This window comes from Veillonella sp. ZSJB6, assembly GCF_051549505.1.
GTDB lineage: Bacteria > Bacillota > Negativicutes > Veillonellales > Veillonellaceae > Veillonella.
The window spans coordinates 104839-125581 of record NZ_JBPUGE010000005.1 but is presented as its reverse complement, the minus strand read 5'-3'; the positions used below and the strand labels follow the sequence as shown (position 1 = coordinate 125581).

Annotated in this window: 19 protein-coding genes; 16 read left to right on the top strand and 3 right to left on the bottom strand. The window is 40.8% G+C overall.

Annotation, left to right across the window (positions count from 1 at the left end):
- Positions 1-14: 14 nt before the first annotated feature.
- The 3 genes from ACSV5T_RS07470 (at position 15) to ACSV5T_RS07460 (ending at position 1829) form a co-directional block, all read left to right on the top strand.
- On the top strand, positions 15-392 hold the full coding sequence (locus ACSV5T_RS07470; protein WP_005384862.1) for a GerW family sporulation protein: 378 nt from the start codon (positions 15-17) through the stop codon (positions 390-392).
- A gap of 259 nt (positions 393-651) precedes the next feature.
- A complete protein-coding gene (locus ACSV5T_RS07465) occupies positions 652-1110 on the top strand; it encodes an OmpH family outer membrane protein (protein WP_039968825.1) in 459 nt (152 codons plus the stop codon).
- Positions 1111-1307: 197 nt separating this feature from the next.
- A complete protein-coding gene (locus ACSV5T_RS07460) occupies positions 1308-1829 on the top strand; it encodes a nitroreductase family protein (RefSeq protein WP_438320695.1) in 522 nt (173 codons plus the stop codon).
- 89 nt (positions 1830-1918) lie between these two features.
- Here the strand turns inward: ACSV5T_RS07460 and ACSV5T_RS07455 are convergent, their stop codons facing one another.
- The 3 genes from ACSV5T_RS07455 to ACSV5T_RS07445 all read right to left on the bottom strand — a co-directional run bounded on the left by ACSV5T_RS07455 (position 1919) and on the right by ACSV5T_RS07445 (position 4090).
- A complete protein-coding gene (locus ACSV5T_RS07455) occupies positions 1919-2206 on the bottom strand; it encodes a cupin domain-containing protein (protein ID WP_004694414.1) in 288 nt (95 codons plus the stop codon).
- 260 nt (positions 2207-2466) lie between these two features.
- Positions 2467-3132, bottom strand: coding sequence for a hypothetical protein (locus ACSV5T_RS07450; protein ID WP_295825414.1), 666 nt, complete (start codon positions 3130-3132; stop codon positions 2467-2469).
- Between the two features lies 1 nt (position 3133).
- Positions 3134-4090 (bottom strand): DUF1858 domain-containing protein, encoded by a 957-nt coding sequence (locus tag ACSV5T_RS07445; RefSeq protein WP_295825411.1) that lies wholly within the window; start codon positions 4088-4090, stop codon positions 3134-3136.
- Positions 4091-4622: 532 nt separating this feature from the next.
- On the opposite strand from ACSV5T_RS07445, the gene ACSV5T_RS07440 reads away from it, so the two are divergent.
- The 13 genes from ACSV5T_RS07440 to ACSV5T_RS07380 all read left to right on the top strand — a co-directional run bounded on the left by ACSV5T_RS07440 (position 4623) and on the right by ACSV5T_RS07380 (position 20680).
- Positions 4623-5486 carry a HigA family addiction module antitoxin gene (locus ACSV5T_RS07440; protein ID WP_438320694.1) on the top strand — a complete coding sequence of 288 codons (864 nt, stop codon included), beginning with the start codon at positions 4623-4625 and terminating at the stop codon, positions 5484-5486.
- A gap of 161 nt (positions 5487-5647) precedes the next feature.
- Positions 5648-6811, top strand: coding sequence for a DNA/RNA nuclease SfsA (sfsA, locus tag ACSV5T_RS07435; protein WP_438320693.1), 1164 nt, complete (start codon positions 5648-5650; stop codon positions 6809-6811).
- A gap of 222 nt (positions 6812-7033) precedes the next feature.
- Positions 7034-7837, top strand: a complete 804-nt coding sequence (locus tag ACSV5T_RS07430) for a hypothetical protein (protein WP_438320692.1) — start codon at positions 7034-7036, stop codon at positions 7835-7837.
- A gap of 141 nt (positions 7838-7978) precedes the next feature.
- Complete coding sequence (gene gyrA / locus ACSV5T_RS07425; RefSeq protein WP_438320691.1) at positions 7979-10450, top strand: DNA gyrase subunit A; 2472 nt, start codon at positions 7979-7981, stop codon at positions 10448-10450.
- Positions 10451-10526: 76 nt separating this feature from the next.
- Entirely contained in the window at positions 10527-10898 is a 372-nt protein-coding gene (locus ACSV5T_RS07420; RefSeq protein ID WP_039968827.1) for a hypothetical protein, read from the top strand.
- Positions 10899-11247: 349 nt separating this feature from the next.
- Positions 11248-11613 carry a hypothetical protein gene (locus ACSV5T_RS07415; protein WP_438320690.1) on the top strand — a complete coding sequence of 122 codons (366 nt, stop codon included), beginning with the start codon at positions 11248-11250 and terminating at the stop codon, positions 11611-11613.
- A gap of 277 nt (positions 11614-11890) precedes the next feature.
- Complete coding sequence (locus ACSV5T_RS07410; protein ID WP_438320689.1) at positions 11891-12934, top strand: Fic family protein; 1044 nt, start codon at positions 11891-11893, stop codon at positions 12932-12934.
- A 111-nt stretch (positions 12935-13045) separates the two neighbouring features.
- Positions 13046-13420: a hypothetical protein gene (locus ACSV5T_RS07405; RefSeq protein ID WP_005384879.1), complete on the top strand. Its 375-nt coding sequence runs from the start codon at positions 13046-13048 to the stop codon at positions 13418-13420.
- Between the two features lie 466 nt (positions 13421-13886).
- A complete protein-coding gene (locus ACSV5T_RS07400; protein WP_039968829.1) occupies positions 13887-15317 on the top strand; it encodes a [FeFe] hydrogenase, group A in 1431 nt (476 codons plus the stop codon).
- Positions 15318-15720: 403 nt separating this feature from the next.
- Complete coding sequence (locus ACSV5T_RS07395) at positions 15721-16869, top strand: glycoside hydrolase family 3 N-terminal domain-containing protein (protein ID WP_438320687.1); 1149 nt, start codon at positions 15721-15723, stop codon at positions 16867-16869.
- Between the two features lie 419 nt (positions 16870-17288).
- Entirely contained in the window at positions 17289-18353 is a 1065-nt protein-coding gene (locus ACSV5T_RS07390; RefSeq protein WP_325192012.1) for an ATP-binding protein, read from the top strand.
- 335 nt (positions 18354-18688) lie between these two features.
- A complete protein-coding gene (locus ACSV5T_RS07385) occupies positions 18689-19579 on the top strand; it encodes a sigma-70 family RNA polymerase sigma factor (protein ID WP_438320686.1) in 891 nt (296 codons plus the stop codon).
- A gap of 492 nt (positions 19580-20071) precedes the next feature.
- The gene (locus tag ACSV5T_RS07380) at positions 20072-20680 is read left to right on the top strand and encodes a hypothetical protein (protein ID WP_295805143.1); all 609 of its coding nucleotides are present in this window, start codon (positions 20072-20074) and stop codon (positions 20678-20680) included.
- Positions 20681-20743: the final 63 nt, after the last annotated feature.

Here is a 20743-nt window from a genome sequence, read left to right as displayed (position 1 = left end):
GCGGAGGTACTGTGATGGAGAACAGTAATGTAAAAGAGAATTTGGAAGTCCTATTCGAGAAATTCAAAAATATGATTAAAGTGGAAACTGTAGTAGGCGAAGCTGTGCAAATCGGGGATACTACACTTGTTCCATTCGTAGACGTAACATTTGGTTTCGGTACTGGTACAAACCACAACACTGCTAACAAAAACCACGAATGTGGTGGCGGTGGCGGCGGTGCCAAAATGGAACCAAGTGCTATCCTCGTTATTAAAGGCGAACGCATCGAGTTGTTCAACATTAAAGGTAACCCTTACAGCAGCAGCTTCGACCGTCTTATCGGTTTGGTGCCTGACCTCGTGTCCAAATTGAAATCCGATAAATACATTTATTTGAACGATGAACAATAATTCGGTGACGAATTATAAATACTAGGTGAAAGCCGTAATACCCACATGTGTGCTCTGAATATGTCCGTAACGACTGCGATTATAGCTTCAGGGCATGCCTGTGGGTATTATTTTAACTTCTATAGACTTTCATAAGCAGTTCATAGGGCTTTATTATGCTATGTAACATAGTCTTGTGAAAGTTAGCGAGATTTGTTATAGTAAAAATAGTACACTATTGGATTGTATAGTGACACTTTTATTTCGAGGAGGATTTCAGATGAAATTATCTAAAAAATTAACTACCTTAGCTATCGTTGGTGCTATGTCTGCTACTGCTGCAGTAGCAAGTGCTGCTAACATTGGCTTAGTAAATATGAGCCAAGTAGTAAATAGCTACCCTGGCTATGGTGCATTAGATATGAAAATGCAACAAGTAGACGCTCAATACCGTCCACAAATTGAGAAAAAAGTACAAGAAATTGAAAAAATTCAAGATCAAACTCAAGCAGAAGCTGAATTCAACAAATCCGTAGCTCCATTGCTTCAAAAAGAAAACGAAGAAATCAACAAAATTGCTCAACCTATGATGCAAGCAATTCACAATGCTGTTGAATCCATTCGCGTTGAGAAAAAAATGGATGTAGTATTGGATGATCCATACACAATCCGTGCGGCTGACGCTAATAGCAAAATCGAAAACATTACTAACGAAGTAATTAGCCGTCTTAAAAAATAATATATAACAATGGCCCCTTGTCTGGTTTCAGATAAGGGGCTTTTTGGTTGTATAGAGGAGCTTTCTTTTGAGGTCTTTGATAGGACTTCTTTATGATAGGACTTTTTTATCTATATAGCGAATTTATATACTATAAGAATTATATCGGAATTTTCTTTAAAATATATTAGCTTATTTCAACTAAGGAGTGAGATCTAATGAAGGATTTTAAAGCATTAGCCACAGAACGGTATTTGGTTCGAAAATTTGATACGAAACCTGTAGAGCAGGAGAAGGTAGATAGTATCTTAGCGGCAGCAAGATTAGCGCCTACAGCTCATAATTATCAGCCACAACGACTACTTGTATTAAATACAGCAGATAGTCTTAATAAGTTAAAAGACTGCACAAATGGTCATTTTAATGCGCCGTTGGCTATTATTGTTTGTTACGATAATAAGGTAAGCTGGAAACGAGAGTACGATGATGCGGATTTAGGCACTGTAGACGCTAGTATTGTAGGCTCTCATATTATGTTCCAAGTCGCAGATATGGGCCTTGGTACAACATGGATTGCTCATTTTGATCCCGCTAAAGTGCGTACGGCTTATAATTTACCGGATACTATCATTCCTGTAGCTATCTTTCCTATTGGATATCCTCATCCAGACTGCGCACCTGCACCGGGCCATACAAAACGGTCTGATCTAAGTGAGCTAACAATATATAATTCCTTTTAAGCTCTACAAAATGTAAGCTCCATAAAAAAGGCGGTTAATCTCAAATGATTAACCGCCTTTTCTTATAGGGTTTATGTTTAAACTAGTTTTTATTCAGGTTTATGAATAAGGTTTACAACAAATTCGCTGTCTTCTACAAGTGTAGCTTGAATGTAGTTGTCGCCGTTGAATTCTAATACTTGGCCTGGAACAAGTACGTGTTCTTCAGTTTCGTTAAGGAATACTTGTACTTTACCTTTAACTACTGTAAAGATTACGTTAGCTTCTGGATGGTTGTGTTTTTCAACCTTTTCGCCAGCTTTGCCGCCTTTTTTAACGATTACATAGTTAGGACCTTGGAATAATAAACCTAATTCTTGATTAACTGTGCCTGCCATAATAGACCTCCTAATTCTAGCTTTTATTTTGAAAGCTTATGTTTATACTTAATACGATGTGTTAATACATAATAGGATGTATTTATCTTATGGTTATATTATAAATGATATTACTTATCAATGCTGTGCCTATAGCTACAGTTTTGCAAAAATAGGGAAGAAATATATAGAAAACTTAAATAACCAAATATTAGGCAAGAAAAAACGAGCGCATGTAAACACTCGTTTTTTGGTACATATATCTGAGAGTAGATACTTTATTATTTTTTACGAATGGAGTATAAACGTGTGCCGTTTTCTTCAGTCGTTACAAGTTCAAAGTTTGGATCTACCGCTTTTACAAAGGCTTCAAACCATGTTTGGTACGCCAATGCCATGAACTTAGGGTCAACGCCCGCTGTACGCCAGTAGCCTGCTTGTAATCTGTGATCCCCAACCCATGTAAATTCATCTGGGCTTTCAGAAACAACTTGGTCACCACCATCACAAGGCATGCCGTTTACATAGAAGTTTTGAAGTGCATTGTAAATAGCAGGTGCAGTGTGTTCCTCAAGACTGTCTTGCGCCACAACGCCACAAGCTTGACCTTGTACTGCGAATGCATCAAGAATAGCTGTTACTACATGTACGGCTTCATCGCCGGAGTTAGTGTCGAGCAAATCTTTGATGAAAGCTGCTTCGCGAACGGAAGCGATGTTGATTTGGTTGGACAACCAGCCATGGATATTGCCATGGTCAATGATATTTTCTAGTGGAATACTAGGGTTGATTGGCTCGCCGTATGTATCTACGGAAATGGAATGTAATTCCTCTGCCAAATCATCAACAACCTTAGTTGTTTTTTCTAAAATCAAGTTTTCACGCTCAACGAGCAATTGAATTTTACGATATAACCAGTAATGGATGTGACCTAAGAATGCGGACATATTAAGCTCCTTTTCGTGCAGTTTCTAATTTTTGAACTAAATCGTATACATTAACACCGTGGATTTCTGCAGCTTGCCACAATGGTTCAGCTGTAGAAGATGGGCAACCAAGGCAACCCATGCCGATGCTTTGTAATACAGGCACCACATTTGGATATGTATCCACGATGTCGCGAATGATTGTGTCTGGTGTGATAGGAGCACCTGCTTCGAGGCGTGGTGCTTCTGGTTCAGGATCGTTACCATGACCAGGCAAGAACACAGCTGGTTCATCAGATTTGCTTTCAGCTGGAGCACCTTCGAGGTCGCCCAATACAGCTGCTTTGAAAGCCTCTAAACCAATGCGGTCAATGAATTCGCCCATACGTTCAATTTGTGCGTTTTCTTTATAGTATGCGATAATTCGATCTACTAATGCAAGAGCTTCTTTTTCAGTTGTTACTTCTGCGATAAGGTCGCCGATGCGTGGATGCGCGCCGCCGCTACCGCCAGCGTACACATTCCAACCTTCTACAGTACCGATGATACCAACATCTTTCATGCGGCTTTCAGTACAAGAGTTAAGACAACCGGACACGCCGATTTTCATTTTGCTTGGCATTTCTTGAGACAAATATTTGCGCTCGATTTGCATGCCAAGATGTACGCTATCTTGTTTAGCACGTTTACAGAATGTAGTACCTGGGCAGATTTTTACGCTGCGCACGCGGTTAGAAACAGTGTACGCTGGCTCCATGCCGAGCATTTCCCAAGCTTTATCTACGTCTTCTGCTTTCAAATTCGTAATCATAATGCGTTGGCTGCCAGTCAATTTAAGAACGGCGCCGAACTCATTGGCTACGTCGATATATTTTTGTAATTGTTCAGGTTGAATGAAACCTCCAGGAATGCGAGGTGTAATTGCATAACGGCGTTGGCCGTTTTTAATGCGTTGTAAATTTGCTGCGATTTGTGCCATTGTAAATCCTTTCTCGAGCCCTCTCTGCGGAGAATAGTGGCCTAAACTACTTAGTTAATCTATGTAATTCTTTATATGTAATCTATATACGCCGTTGGGTTTTGTGAAAGCTTCGCACGTATACGTACAGCGTGATGAGATCAACTAGGCGATGCCTCACCAAAACCCGGCGTAACGATCAGTACGGGTATTAAATACTGACCTGATGTTCCTAGTATAAACTATTTTAACACGTAATAATGTAATCTAAGCTACAAAAATGAAAAATTTCAATATTAATTATTAATAGCATATATGATTTATAATACTAGATATTATAAAATAATTTACCTAATTGGTAAATTGTATATTTACGTTTGTATTTGAGGGAGTATAATAGAATTAACCTACTAGGTAAATTATTATAAATGGCCATTTATATTGTATCAACCATTCACTATGATTTGAGAGAGTCGGTGACATATTGATGGAACGTTTCACGTAGTAGAGATTCAAGAAATTATTGATTATCATTAGTATAGGAGATATACCTATGAAGATATATGAGAGTAAAACTTTTATTGCTATACCGCCTGGAATGACAATAAAAGAGGTTTTAGAAGATAGGCATATGACGCAAAAAGAATTAGCTACACGAATGGATATGAGTGAGAAGCACATCAGTAAGCTCATTAATGGTGAAGTTCCACTAACACAGGCTGTAGCAATGCGTCTTGAACGGGTGTTTGGTGTAGAGGCTAGTTTTTGGAATGGATTAGAAGCTAATTACAGAGAGAAGATATTAAAAGTAGAGTATGAGAACTCTATTGATGAAGAAATTAACTTTGCTAAGCCCTTTGGTTATGCCAAACTTGCGCGTTTAGGTATAGTGCCAGAAACAAAAAAGGCAGCGGAGCAGGTTAATAATTTACAAAAGTTTTTTGAGGTAGCTTCTTTAAAAAATGTAGATAATGAAATGGTTATGCCCTTAGTATATGAAAATATTAAGGATATGGAGCCAGCTAAAAAGAGTGCGATTTATACATTGGTACAAATCACGAAAGAACAGGCGCGTTTTGTAGAGGTAAATTCTTATGATGCAGAGTTGCTAAGAAAGTTTATACCAAAAATTAAAGATCTTTCTAGTGAGCCTTTAATTGGTGTGAAAGAACCTCTAAAAGACATGTTAGCAGCATGTGGTGTCATTATTGTATATTTGCCAATTCTTGATAATATAACCTCCACATGTATTACGTATTCCAAAGGAAGTTCTATTGTTCTTGGCATACCAACGGAAGATACTGTTGGTTTTTGGAAGTTATTAGGAGAAGCCCTACATAACTTGGTAGAACGAGATTATCAACGTAGTAATCGCAAATACCGTAACAATGATCCTGTAACTGTGGTGAATTATTAATTCAGATTTTGTAAAAATTTAAGGTGTTACTTCTTATGCTGTTCTTAGGTCTTTCATCATGCAATTTGTAAGAACTTTCAAAGCACAATCCATAGGACTCTCATCCTGTAACAAAATAGCGTATAATAGATACATAGAATATTCTTGATGTAGGAGTACCAATGAAAGTCCTTTACGATACAATTTTAAAAGCGAAATATACAGGTCGCCCGAACCGTTTTGTGGTGACCTTAGATTTGAATGGTGAAAGTGTGCTCGCTCATTTGCCAAATCCTGGTCGCATGTGGGAGCTCTTGTTCACCGGTGTAACGATGTACATCGTGCCTCACGATAAACCTGATGCAAAAACGAAATATCGCGTGGTAGGCATCGAGCGCGATGGCGTAGTGATTATGCTCGATACAAACTACAGCAATGATGTAGCGCAGCATTTGATCGAAAATAAACTCATTCCTGGCTGGGAGGAGTGGCGCGTTGTAAGACGGGAGTATACGGTTAAGTTACATGGCACATCATCACGTTTTGACTTGCTTCTCACCAATGATAAAAGCCATGAGTTCTTGTTAGAGGTTAAGTCTTGTACGCTATTCTCCAAGACTGGTGCCATGTTCCCTGATGCCATTACGGAGCGAGGGCGCAAGCATTTATTACATTTAAAAGAATTGCAAAACGAAGGCTACCACACAGGGGTTTTATTCCTCGTACAATGGGACAAAGCACAGTGGTTCTTGCCAGACTACCATACAGATTTAGAGTTTGCTAAAACCTTTAAAGAGGTAGCCCCTTCTTTAGACTGGAAAGCCGTTGCTGTGGCGTGGGATGAGACTTTCACCATGCCTACTGTAACTCATGAATGTTCCTATCCGAGTAGCATCCTCGACACAGAGGCTCACGATAGCGGCGTGTACGTGATGGTCATGCATCTCGACCATGATTTAGACCTTGAGGTCGGTTCTAAAGGGATGATGCATTTCAAGGCGGGTTACTATATGTACGTAGGCTCTGCGAAGGCGAATTTAACGAAACGCATTGAGCGCCATAAACGAAAACGGAAGAAAATGCACTGGCATCTAGACTACTTCCGCGGTCACTGCGAAATGATAGCAGGCCTGCCGATTCGAACTAGCCTAGATGATGCGGAATGTGCTCTCGCTGATGCGGTCCGTGGCGTTGCCGAATGGGACGTGCCTAAATTTGGATCCTCTGACTGTGACTGTAAAAGCCACCTATTTGGGATGACGGAAAATCCGATACATAATAAGGGGTTTATGGATGTAGTGGAGCATTATAGAATGAATATGCTAGATGAACTAATTTATAGGTAATTATTATTGATGGGGCCCGAGAACTATATGCTTAATTAGTTAAAAAGTGCTATCACCTATCTCTTCGCTCCATAGTGACCTAAGTCACTTATCAATAGGTAATAGCACTTTTTAAAACACTAGCTATAAAGATGTCCCATCAATAATAATCTAATCCTATCTATAGTCATACCAGCATATTCATTCTAAAGCTACTAAATGGAGAGAGAGGTGTAGTTGTGTATGCTTTTATTTGTTAGGTTTGTGTTGTTGGTTTTGGTGTGTATTTGTAGCGTTGTGTTGAGTGGGTGCTCTTTCATTTGGACTACGGAAAATGGTGATCCTGCCACGCCAGAGGATATCAAGGCTATCGTGGAGAAGGAGTTTGCGGTTGTGCATCCTCGCCTAGTTTTACAATCAGCGGTAGTGGAGAAGGAGAAACCCTTCCAGCGAAATGTGTATGTTTTTTATGATGAAAGTAATGGTATTTCCTTTACTACAAATTCTGTAGTCAAGTGGCCAACATTGCCGGCCCCTGGTGGCGAGCGAAAAAATGATGCGGATTTTGCGTATTCACAGGCGTATCTAGTTCATTTGAACTCTTCTTTGGTGGAGCGTGCTAAGCAATATGGTATGCGGATGGCTACTCATGAGGAAGGTTTGGAACTAGCTAAATCTAAAGCGACACGTGTCGCTGGCACTAATAAGATACCCCTATTCAGGTCCGATGAGATTATCTTTGTAGATAAGTCTGTAAAGGGTGAAGATGTTCTAACCTTTATGAAATTCATATATAGCCAGTATAAACCGCAAGACAACCCAGCGTTATTGCACCCTCGTTCTGATAGAAGCGTAGGCTTTTATTATTTACCAAAAGGAGAAGCGGACAAAACAAAAGCTAAGTATTTGATCTCCTTTCGATTTATGGCAAAAAATGATTGGAAAGAAACCATGCTAACAGGCATTGGTAGTACAGGTAAGGATACTTCAGCTGTAGAACGAGACTTTGTTAAGATCTTGGAAGATATGATACGTCATGCACGCTAAATAATACAGTTCTTTGATTGCAGGCGCAGGTGAAAGTGGCTTTCACAAAAATACAGTACCTATAAAATTAGCCTTTAGCCCTTAAAAATGCTATAATAATATGATGAATTGTAATCAGTGTTAGTAAAATGAGGTGAGATTGTGGCAGACCAACAATGGTCCCACGGGAATATTCATCCCGTTCAGATTGATAAAGAAATGAAGAACGCTTATATCGATTATGCGATGTCCGTAATCGTAATGCGTGCTCTTCCAGATGTGCGTGATGGCTTGAAACCAGTTCATCGTCGTATTTTGTACGCGATGCACGAAACAGGCATGACGCCAAATAAACCGTACAAGAAATCCGCTCGTATCGTCGGTGACGTACTTGGTAAGTACCATCCTCATGGTGATAGCTCCGTTTACGACGCTACTGTACGTTTGGCGCAAGATTTTAATACGCGCTATCTCTTGGTAGACGGTCACGGTAACTTTGGTTCCATCGACGGCGATAGTGCCGCTGCGATGCGTTATACCGAAGTACGTATGGCAAAAATTACTCAAGAAATGCTTGCTGATATCGACAAGGAAACTGTTGATTTCATGCCGAACTATGATGAAAGCTTGCAAGAACCAACAGTATTGCCAGCGAAGATCCCAAATCTTCTCATCAATGGTTCCAGCGGTATTGCCGTAGGGATGGCGACAAATATTCCACCGCACAACCTTAACGAAGTATGTAATGGCCTTACTATGCTCATCGATAACCCAGATGTAACTGTGGAAGAATTGATGACACAAATCAAAGGTCCAGACTTCCCGACAGGGGCGCTCATTTTGGGCCGGGAAGGCATTAAAAAAGCGTACTCTACAGGTCGTGGTAGCGTAAAAATGCGTGCTCGTGCAACCATTGAAGAAATGGCGAAGGGCAAGCATAAAATCGTAGTGACTGAGATTCCATACCAAGTTAACAAGGCTCGCGTTATCGAAACGATTGCGAACTTGAGCCGTGACAAGGTTATTGATGGCATCACAGCACTTCGCGACGAATCTGACCGTCAAGGTATGCGCATCGTTATCGAATTGCGCGCTGATGTGCAACCAGATATCGTTCTTAACAAATTATATAAACACACTCAACTTCAAGAATCTTTCGGCGTGATTATGCTAGCCCTCGTGGATGGTCATCCTCGCGTATTGAATTTGAAAGAAGTATTGGGTTACTACTTAGATCACCGCCTCGATGTTATCGTACGCCGTACTCAATTCGAGCTTAACAAAGCCGAAGCGCGTGCTCACATCTTGGAAGGCTTGTTAATCGCTCTCGACCACATCGATGAAGTTATCGCTACAATCCGCAGTTCCCAAACTGACGAAATCGCACGTAACGCATTGATGCAAAAATTCGGGCTTTCAGAAAAACAAGCAGTAGCCATCCTCGACATGCGTCTACGCCGTTTAACAGGCTTGGAACGCGAAAAAATCGAAGAAGAATACAAGGAATTGTTGGCATTGATCGAAGATTTGAAAGCTATCTTGGCTAGCGAAGCGCGTCAACGTCAAATCATCAAAGAAGAACTAGAAGATATGAAGAAGAAATACGGCGATCCTCGTCGTTCTGAAATCACAATCGATACGTCCGACCTTGATGTAGAAGACCTCATCGCTGACGAAGAGATGGTTATTACCTTGACTAAACAAGGTTATATCAAACGCATGAACGCGAACGTATATCGCAACCAACATAAAGGTGGCGCTGGCGTTATCGGCATGAAGACGAAGGAAGACGATTATGTAACGCAAATTATGCATGTTCGTACGCATAATACATTGTTGTTCTTCACGTCCACTGGCCGTACATATCGCCTCAAAGCATACGAAGTGCCAGAAGCAGGTTCCCGTAACTCTCGCGGTACCGCTATGGTTAATGTATTGCCACTTGCTGTCGGCGAATCTGTTACAACTATGATTGACCTTGAACGTATCCATGAAGATGTAAACTTATTCATGGTTACTGAGTTCGGCGTTGTAAAACGTACAGCTATCGAAGAATACCGCAACATCCGTCGTTCTGGTCTCAACGCTATCAACCTCGACGAAGGGGATCGCTTGATTTCCGTTAGCGTAACGACTGGCAACCAAGATATCTTGATCGGTACTAAATTGGGTATCGCTATTCGTTTCAGTGAAAGCGATGTTCGTCTTATGAAACGTGCGGCTCACGGCGTGCGTGGCATTAAACTCAATGCGGGCGACGTGGTTGTAGGTGCTGGTGTTCTTAATGCTGATGAAAGTGAAGCTCAAGTGTTTACGATCTCCGAAGAAGGTTTCGGTAAACGCAATGATGCGGAAGCTTACACATTGCAAAAACGCGGTGGTAAAGGCTCTAAGAACTTCAAGATTACGAACAAAACAGGCGACGTAGTTGCTGTAGAGGTTGTTCATAACGATGATGAAGTTATGCTCATCTCTGAACAAGGCAAAATCATCCGCTTCAACATGAACGATATTGCTGTGAAGAAAGGCAAAGCTATTTCTGGTGTGAAAACACAAAACCTCGACGAAGGTGATAAAGTAGCTAGTATTGCTGTTATTCCAGGTGCTGAAATCGAAGACGAAGAAGCAGAATAATTTGTATTAATAGTATATGTAAGAAACTATGGGCGGCCATCTTAGATGGTCGTCTCTAGCGTTAAGGAGTTTAGATATGAAAAAATGGTTAGCTGCTATGTTTGCAGCAGGGGTTTTATTCTTAGGCGGCTTTGGTCAAGCTAGTGCTGCTGATTGGTACTATATCGATGCTGATGCTGACGATGCAGCATGGTTCATCGATAATGCATCTGTATACAAAACAGATGATGCGGCAACAGTACTTGTTAAAATCAACAATGTAGAAGGTTTCACATACATCTACACAGTACGCATTGACCGTAAAGAAAAAACATGGACAGAACTTGATACAACAGTATACAGCGCTGCAGGCGTAGCGTTATTGTCCAGCAAAGAAGCACAAAAACCTACAAAAATTGAAGATGATACCATGGGGGCGGAAGTTATGAAGGCCCTATGGGGTAAATAATCCAACAATTTAATAGAAGCTTATAGTCGCTCTGTTTATTTAGATACTCAGAACGTATTTGGCCCCGAACTATCCTGAAAGCCTCCATAGTGACCGAAGTCGTTTTCAGAACAGTTCGGGGCTTTCTATGTTTTGTTGACCTTACAGCGCGAATATCAGTCATCAAATACGTTATATTATCAAAGCCCATAGGACTCAGCACATCGTCCTTAATAGATTTATATTAATTATGCAGTTTATAGAGTTTTTATTAGTAATATACAGTTCTAGTGTTATAATGAAGGCGTAGGGAATTTATGGTATGCAGATTGCATAGTTATTTGAATTTTATAGTCAGGAGAGAATAGTTATGAAAAAATGGTTTGCTTGTTTAGCGGTAGCCGGTTTGTTATTCAGTGCTGGTGTGGGCGTGTCTCATGCTGAAAGTTGGTATACTCTTGATACGGATCAATATGGTCGTACTGGTTATATCGACAATGACTCTGTTGATAAAAACGATGCTCGTGCTACATTGCGATTGAAGATTGTAGATCCAAATGGAGATCACTCCATTTACACAATGACATTCAACCGTGCTGACAAAACAGTACAGCTCATAGATGTGACTGCCTATAACCCACAAGGCTATATGATTGGCTCTGAAACATTGGCAAATACAAAAGTACAAATACAAGAAGGAAGTAATCTAGATCGCGTGTATCACTTGATTTGGTAAATTTCCTCTTCGGTTATGAACGGGTGGATATATCTCTTCGGTCTCCATAGTGACCTAAGTCGCCCTTAGAGATATATCCACCCGTTTTCTCATTTCCTAATGAGGAAATCTTTCCAAAACTGCGTTTGGGAGTAGTGCCCTAAGTCGGTCTCAAAGAGATAGAACCCTTTCTGCATGTATAATTAAATGTATCCAAATAAATTATTCCCTTAAATTATGGTATAATTTAAGGGAATAATTTATTTATAAGGGATTAGAAGGAAATGGAGGTGTGTGTATGCGTCGTTTTGAGTATGGTCGGATTCAGTCTTTGTCGTGGGATATGGATATTTTAAGTCTTATCGCAGGGATTTATCGGGCGAATGGCAAGGAGGAGGTTTTGCTTTCACAGAGTCCTGCTATACTAGATTCTCTTGTAGAGTTGGCAAAGGTACAGAGTACAGAGGCGTCGAATGCGATTGAAGGGATTGTGACGACGAGTACGCGTCTTCGGCAGTTGGTAGCTGATAAGACTACGCCTCGAAATCGGGATGAGCAGGAGATTATGGGATATCGTGATGCCTTAAATGTTATCCATGAAAGTTATGATTCCATATCCTTGTCTCGGAATCATATTTTGCAGTTACACAAGATTTTGTATAATTACCAGTTCAATGCCCGCGGTGGACAGTTAAAGAGTGTACAAAATTATATTAGTGCTACCTATCCCGATGGACGTACAGAGGTGTTGTTCACTCCCCTAGCGCCTTATGAAACGGCGGAGGCTCTCGACCAGATTTGTGCTGAATATAATCGTGTTGTAGGTAATGGAGAGGTGGAGCCACTTCTAGCTATTCCTATTTTTATACATGATTTCTTATGTATTCACCCATTTAATGACGGGAATGGACGTATGAGCCGTTTGTTAACAACATTATTGCTGTATCGTAGCGGCTTTATGGTAGGTAAATATGTATCGTTAGAGGCCAAGATTGCAAGACATAAGGATATGTATTACGCTGCTTTACGCGAGTCTAGTGATACTTGGTATGATGAAAGTTCCTGCCCGATATCGTTTATTCGCTATTGGTTACAAATGCTGTTAGCCGCATATCATGACTTTGAGGATCGCAGTTCTATACTGGCAAATAGTGGTTCAGCAATGGATCAGGTGAAAGCAGCTATCGATAGACATTTAGGGGCTTTTACAAAGCAAGATATTAGAGAATGGTGTCCAAATCTCAGTGATAGTTCCATTGAAGGCACTATACGTACCCTTGTGAAGGATGGCCATATTCAACGTAAAGGAGGAGGACGGTCTACCTATTATGTGAAGTCTTAATGTTTATAATAGATATTCTAATAATTGAGTACGTTTGTCTTTCATAAAATATTTAGTTTTATCGAATATACTAGATTTTATATTCTTGTATTTAATTCGAGAGGTAAAAATATGAAAAAAACATTGGCAGCTGTTTTGGCAGCAGGCGCTTTATTCATTGGTGGTATTGGTAGTGTTGATGCGGCAAATTGGTATACTGTAGGTACTGATAGCAATGGTATCACTTGGTCTATCGACAACGATTCTGTTAAAAAAGATGACAAAAAAGCTACTTTGGACATCAAAGCTATGGACTACGAAGGTTACCACTATATCGTAACTGAAGAGTTCAACCACAAAAAACGCGAAGTAAAAGACGTTAAGGTAACTCTTTATAACCCACAAGGTTATGTTGTGAAAGAAGAACAACCTAACAAATCTACGCGTAAGGTTGAACAAGGTACTCCTGCATACGCTGTGTACACACTTATCTGGGGTGACAAATAATCTGATCCTTCGAGGGTTATGATTCTTTGTGAAAGCTTCACACACGCACGTTCTCATTAGAGGGCGTGCGTTTTTTCTTTTATTTAAATTGATGTACGTTTTTATTTAAATTGACGCGCGTTTTTCTTTTGTTTTAATTCCCTAAAAGTTGGTGAATTATTTACCCGTTCGTGGTACAATGGGAATATTATTACGCATTTATGTAATTTCAATCTTATTGAAATATACTCACCCACAATATCATGTAGAATGTCACTCACAATGTTATGGGCAATATTATGTTATCTAGAGAGGGATGATTGACCATAATTTTGCACAAAAGTGTAACATTTCTACATAGTATAAACTTTCACCATAGCGTATACTAGAGGTAAGATGTGGAAGTACGCCTTGAGCACAGTGCTCCGTAGTTTGGCCGATGTTTCCCAAAAGGTTTGATAGTTTTAGTTTGTTAGAGGAGGTCCTCATGTCTCAATACGAATTTATCGATAAACGCGTGCCGATTGCGCTCGACAATCCATCCATTTATCACGACATTTCCAAGTGTAAAAACTGTACGTTATGCCGTCGTGCTTGTGCGGACGTAATGAGCGTACTCGACTACTACGATCTCGATGCAAACGGCGATGTGCCTGTATGTATCCACTGTGGTCAATGTGCGGCTGCATGTCCATTCGACTCCATGCATGCTAAATCCGAGCTTGAAAAGGTGAAAGCAGCTCTTGCAGATCCTGAAAAAATCGTAGTTATTCAAACAGCTCCAGCTGTTCGCGTAGCTATCGGTGAAGGCTTTGGCTACGAACCAGGTACATTCCTTGAAGGTAAAATGGTTGGTGCTTTGCGCGCACTTGGTGCAGACTATGTAGTAGACACTAACTTCGGTGCTGACTTAACCATCATGGAAGAAGCATCTGAGCTTGTAGAACGTCTTAAAACTGGCGGTCAAATTCCTCAATTTACAAGCTGCTGCCCAGCGTGGGTACGCTTTGCGGAAATCTACTTCCCTGAATTGATTCCTAACTTGTCTTCCACACGTTCTTGTATCGCTATGGAAGCGGCTATGATTAAAACATACTTTGCTGAGAAAAAAGGCATTAATCCTAGCAACATCGTATCTGTATCTGTAAACCCTTGTACTGCTAAAAAAGCAGAAACAAAGCGTGAAGAAGAAAATGCAGCGGCTCGTTTCTATGATGATGAATCCCTTGGCATGGATACAGATATTTCTATTACCACACGCGAGTTCATCCGTTGGATCCAAGAGGAAAACCTCGACTTCAATGCTATTGAAGAGTCCCAATTCGATGACTTAATCGGTATGGAAACTGGTGCATCTATCATCTTCGGTAATACTGGCGGTGTTATGGAAGCAGCTATGCGTACAGCGTATAAGCTCATCACTGACAAAGAGCCACCTCCATATGCTTTGACACACCTCGAAGACGTTCGTGGTATGGAAGGCGTTAAAGAGGCTACTGTTCAATTAGGTGATGACGTTACATTGTCTGTTGCCGTAGTACATGGCGGTAAAAATACACGTGACTTCCTTAACGCATTGAAAGACAGTGACAAACACTATGACTTCATCGAAGTTATGGCGTGCCCAGGTGGCTGTATTGGTGGCGGCGGTCAACCGCGTACTAAATTGCCTCAAGCTGTGAAAACTAAGGAAGCTCGTATCGGCGGCCTTTACGAAGCTGATGCGAACTACAAATGGGTTGCTTCCTATGAAAACCCAGAAATCCAAGCATTGTACAAAGATTTCTTAGGCGAACCATTGGGCCACAAGGCGCATGAACTCTTGCATACACATTACACAGACCGCAGCGCGGTTCTTGGTGATCGCAAAGACGTAACACCTGAAACATGCCCAACATCTCCTAAATATAAGGGCTAATAACATTACAAATTAGCTAATTTATTCAGTACGAGTCGTTTCAAATGTACTCTGGCGATGAATATATCGATACATTGGCGTGGTTAGACTGGTATATGAGTAACTAACTGAACAGAAATAAATCCTACGGGTCATGAGTGACTTGATACTTGTGTAGATATTGACTACTGAGTGTCATCTTACATGCGATTCGTAGGATTTTTATGTATAACCTTCTTATAGTTTTATATATGTTATATGTATGAATTGCCTTTTATATTAATTATTACTACTACTTTATAACTTTATTATGATAAATTAGTATAGAAAAGTAGTTTTTGCATGAGGAAAAGATGAATTATATAGTGTATAATATATAGAAAGGTAACATGTAAGAGAGTATTACAAGGAGTTTTGTGGAGAGATGAACTTGTTTTTACGGCGTTCCCTATGTGGCATGGCCTTGATTGTCGCCGCCATCGGTACTGCGGGATGCCAGCATGAGAGTCAGGCAGAGCAGGAAGAGGTACGCACTGTGTCGTATCGGGCCGTCATGCAATCAGACAAGCCTGTCCCTGAGAAGGTAAATACCTGGCTCGGGGCTATGTCTCAAGAGGACAAGATAGGCCAGCTGATGATGATTAGCCTTCATGGCAGCACGGTAGGACAGTCTCAAAAGGACGTCATCAGGAAATACCGTGTGAGCGGCGTTATGCTAACCAATGAAAATCTAAATAATAAAAACCAAGTGAAAGCTTTCACAAATGACATCATGCAAACGGCTACGACGGCGAGCATGGTAACACCATATATAGCGATTAATCGGGATAAGGTGTTGCGTTCTAATGAAAGTTTCTTGCGTTTGCCAGAGCCAAATCGTTGGGGCCAATTGCCGATGGAACGGATCATCAATCTAGCGACACGGTCGGCTATTGAAATGCACGATATGGGATTCAACCTCATCATGGGGCCGAATGCAAACCTTGGTGTACCGAATGTGTCCTATACATCGGATCCTACGTGGGCAGGCCATATGGACCTCGCCATGGCGGAGCGTTACCAAATCAACCAAATGTGGTTCGGCTATAACTACTTCCCAACGGTGAGCCTTGGCGACGCATCCTTTGAGACTGCTAATGACGCAAAAGCATACCTCAATACTACGGATGTGGCTGTATTCAAACGACTCATTACACAGACGACGGCGAATACGTACATGCTAGTTATGAGTCATGTGCAAATTCCGGCTATCGATAATGCACACTTGGCCAGTGCTTCTAAAGCAATCATTACGGACTGGTTACGACATGAGCTTGGCTATAATGGGGTGGTTATGACAGACCGTGTCGATGTAGCTGCCTTACAAGCAAACCAAAAAATAGGGGACTTTGCGGTAGAATCTATCGTGGCGGGCAGTGATCTCGTCCTCCTTGATGCGGATACCGTTCACATCGATGAGGTCCATCGAGCATTAACCCAAGCGGTGGCGAATGGAACGATTACCAACGATCGACTCAATGATGCGGTTAAGCATATTTTGCTCATGAAGATGCAAACGCAAATGCAACAATAATGTTGGGAACGCCCTCCAGGTATCGTCCATAAACATAACTATTACATATACATATACATACAGATATACATATACACAAATACACAAATTTACAAGACGTGCTTATCCTAGATAGGCACGTCTTTTTGTATAGATATTTGACTATGGATATAGTTTTTTAGATAAGAGATTTATAATTTTAAAATATAGATTATATACTTTCCTCTGTATAGTCATATTGGGACTACACCTGTATAAAATGTAGTAAATATAGGAACTTTTACAAACGTATGGGTAAAAAGTAAACCATTAAATAAGTGTATTTTATGCGTAAAAAATTTAACATAATCAAAAGTCATGTTAATAATATGAAAATAAGTTTAAATTTGTTTTAAATTTATGATATAATAGTCTCCATAGAATGTTGGAGGTGAGAGTATATGAATTTTGTGGGACGTGCTGAAATAATTGAGAGTATCCAGTCCCGTATTGCGATGAATCAAATGAGTTTGTGTGTTGTGTATGGTCCGCATCGCAGTGGTAAATCCTATGTGGCGTCCCAGCTTGTACGCCGTCATAAGGCGCTATACTTGGCGGGGCGCATGGCTAATGAAGCAATCCATGTAGCCGATATGAATCGAGCTCTTGAGGCACGTTTTGTTCCTACCGATGGGCAGGATAAATTCGAACCGATCACTAGCTTGCAAGAGGCCTTTGAGGGTCTATTTGAAAGCAGTGTAAAAACGCCTCAGACTGTGGTGATTGATGATTACCCTTCCTTGGTGGAGGCTGTACCTCAGTTCCCTATACACTTGCGCGATTTGTTAGATGCTTATAAAGAAACGAGCCATTTGAACATCATCTTGATGGCGAATGGGTTAGAACAACTCGATGGCCGCATCATTGGCGATCGCAGCTTGATTGGTCCCTATGTGTCGGAATATTTCGAGGTGAAACCGTTCTCCTTGGTGGACATGAAATCCTTGGGCCTTCACTATGCCAAGGATGACTTGCGTACCGTGTTCGCTGTAACAGGTGGTTTGCCTGCCTATGTGCAGTACTTTGATAATGGTGAAAGCATCGATACGAATATCATTAATTTGTTCTTCTCTGTATCGGGCGCACTCTTTGAAGAAACGCAGCATATCTTACATCGAGATATGAAAAATATAACCGGTGCTAATGCGATCCTATCTGGACTTGCTACACTAGAGAGACCATACTATGTGGAGCTGTTGCAAGCGAGCCAAATTAAAAGCGGCACCTTTACATCTCGCTTAAACGACTTGATGGCCATGGGCCTTGTAGGTCGTATCCAAGCGAATAGCCGTGGACCAGCGAAATACGCTGACTACCACTTCACAAATAGCATGTTCCATTTCTGGTATCGCTATGTGTATAAATACTGGGGCGACATCGTCCGTGGCAATGGTGCAGACGTGTACCAAACCTACGTAAAACCGCAACTCAAAGACTTTGTGGAAGCCTCCTGTATTGCAATGTAATCAGACAATTTAAAATATGATTACCTGTACAGTTACTTGTAACATCAGAATACGTTACGCCTAACGTGTATATCAGTAATCGTAACTTACGTACTATTACCCAATGGTAGTACTAATTCCTCTAAAAAAGACATCACTTTTCCTCTGTGGTGTCTTTTTTGTATTATTTTCAGCAATTACCTATCTAGGTGTATAGATATGTCTTTTAATGGATAGAAATTAATGCTAGATAGTAATAGAATATGTGGGAATTCTAAGGAATTGCCAATTTGTCAAAATCCCCGTTCCGCGTTATTGTGTAGATAAGCGCTATGCCATGGCAGGAAAGGGGATTTATGTTATACACAAACGAAGAACCGTTAGTACAACGAACTTGTATTAAAACTGCAAGCTTACAATCTGAGGAAATATCTTCAAAGGGAACATCTTCCAAAGAAGTACTTTCTAAGAGGTATTCTTCAAAGGAAGTAGAATCTGAAACGATACCGTCTAAGGAACCAGAGTACAAGGTGCCAGAGGAGTTGAAATTACAGACTCTTATCTGCGGGCATCAGGTCTTAACGTCTTTATCGGATAAGAGCCTCGTGTCGATTTGCCAAAATCCAAATATGCGAATACAGACTGTTGGCTATCAGCCTTGGTCCGTTGATGAGCTACGCCATGATGCGGCTCAAATTGAGCTCTGTCGTAGGTATCGACCACTCATCTTACACTATACGAATAAGACGGGGAACCGCGAGTTCCGTGAAGACCTAGAGAGCTATCTATGGGCCATCCTATTAGAATCGATTTATAGCTTTGATCTAAAAGGCTCCGTACCGTTCCCTGGCTTTGTGAAAGCCGGTGTTAGATATGGCTACATGCGGTATTGGAAGCGAGAGCGATTGCGTAATCATCGAGAAATTCATATACCAGACCGCATCACCGATGATGGCGAGGTAGCTATTGGTATGGATATCTTCTCATCGGGAGAAAATATAGCAGACATGATCATGACGGCTGATGAGGAACAACGATTACGGGCTCGCCTCGTATGGGCTCTCGGTAGATTATCTCCAGATCAACAAGATCTATTACGCCGCGTGTACGGTGATTGTAAAAGCCTCGTATCCGTTAGCGAAGAATTGAACTGTAGCCGCCAAGCTATCCAACGGCGTCATGAACGAGCCCTGCGGAAGCTGCGTAGATACTTGACGACAGACTTTAAGAAACTACGAGTACATTAAGTATGAATGCAATAGGGCTATACATTCATTAGAGTTATACACGTATTAGAGTTATACACGTATTAGAGTTATATACATATGAGATTCTTAGAACTCTGAATCGATTAGAATATGTAGTGTAAGCATATAAGAGTTAGTCTATTAGAGTCTAGTTCGTATTAAATAATATGTGTTAATATAATTTAATTTCTTATTTATATTCTGATTTTCGCATAATTACATTAATCGCGATTAACAGATATACATAAAATATGCAATTCTCAATGTAAATGAGAAAATAATGACACATATAGGTAGATATTACTTTTACAAGATCATAAAGTCTTTAATTTTACATAAATTTCTATAGTTTTATGTATATATTTACAAATTATACAGTGTGATATACAATTAAACCAACAGCAGATTAAAGCATGCGAATCTGCTTTCACAGAACACGTGTTCATTGTATTGTTGAAAGGAATGTTCCTAAGTTGAGGGGAGAGAATTCCTATGATGACATGTAATGAAGTACCAGTAGCGGTGGCCACTTGGCTATCTAAGGGAGAGAATTTGGATTTGATCTATACGAATCCGAAGAATCATATTGTTTGTTTTATTCCTACCTACGAACCTGGCGGCGGGGACAGCACGATGTGCTATTTCGTAGACGGTCGTCAAGAATTGGTACATCTGCCAATTCGTACCATCCTGCGAGAGCTGGCCTTACAAGAAGGTTTGAGACCGAATTATATCATGACTAGTGATGGTCGGCGCAGCAGCTATACGGCGCCTAAGACCTATGGGCCTCACCTGACCTTTGGACATATTAAATGTCGGCGCCCCATCGGCAAGGACGTAGTGTACGGACTCTTTAACGTGGCGATACCGTATCAATACATCGTCACCGAGGGTCCTGATCCAGATACGAGCTACATTCACGTGGGTGACTTTAAACCTATCTTGGTGTACCAAGCCCCACACCACGTGAAACACAAGCTGAACGAAGCCATGCTAGAACACTGTAACTACGTGCGCAAAATGCTAGCCCGCATCAAACTCAGCCAAAACCCACAAGTCGTGGCTGAACTATTTATCGCCTGGAGAGACCTAACAAGATAAAACTGTTAGGGGGAAGAGAAGAATAAGTAAGGGAGATGAAGTAATAGGGGAGAGAAAAAGGAG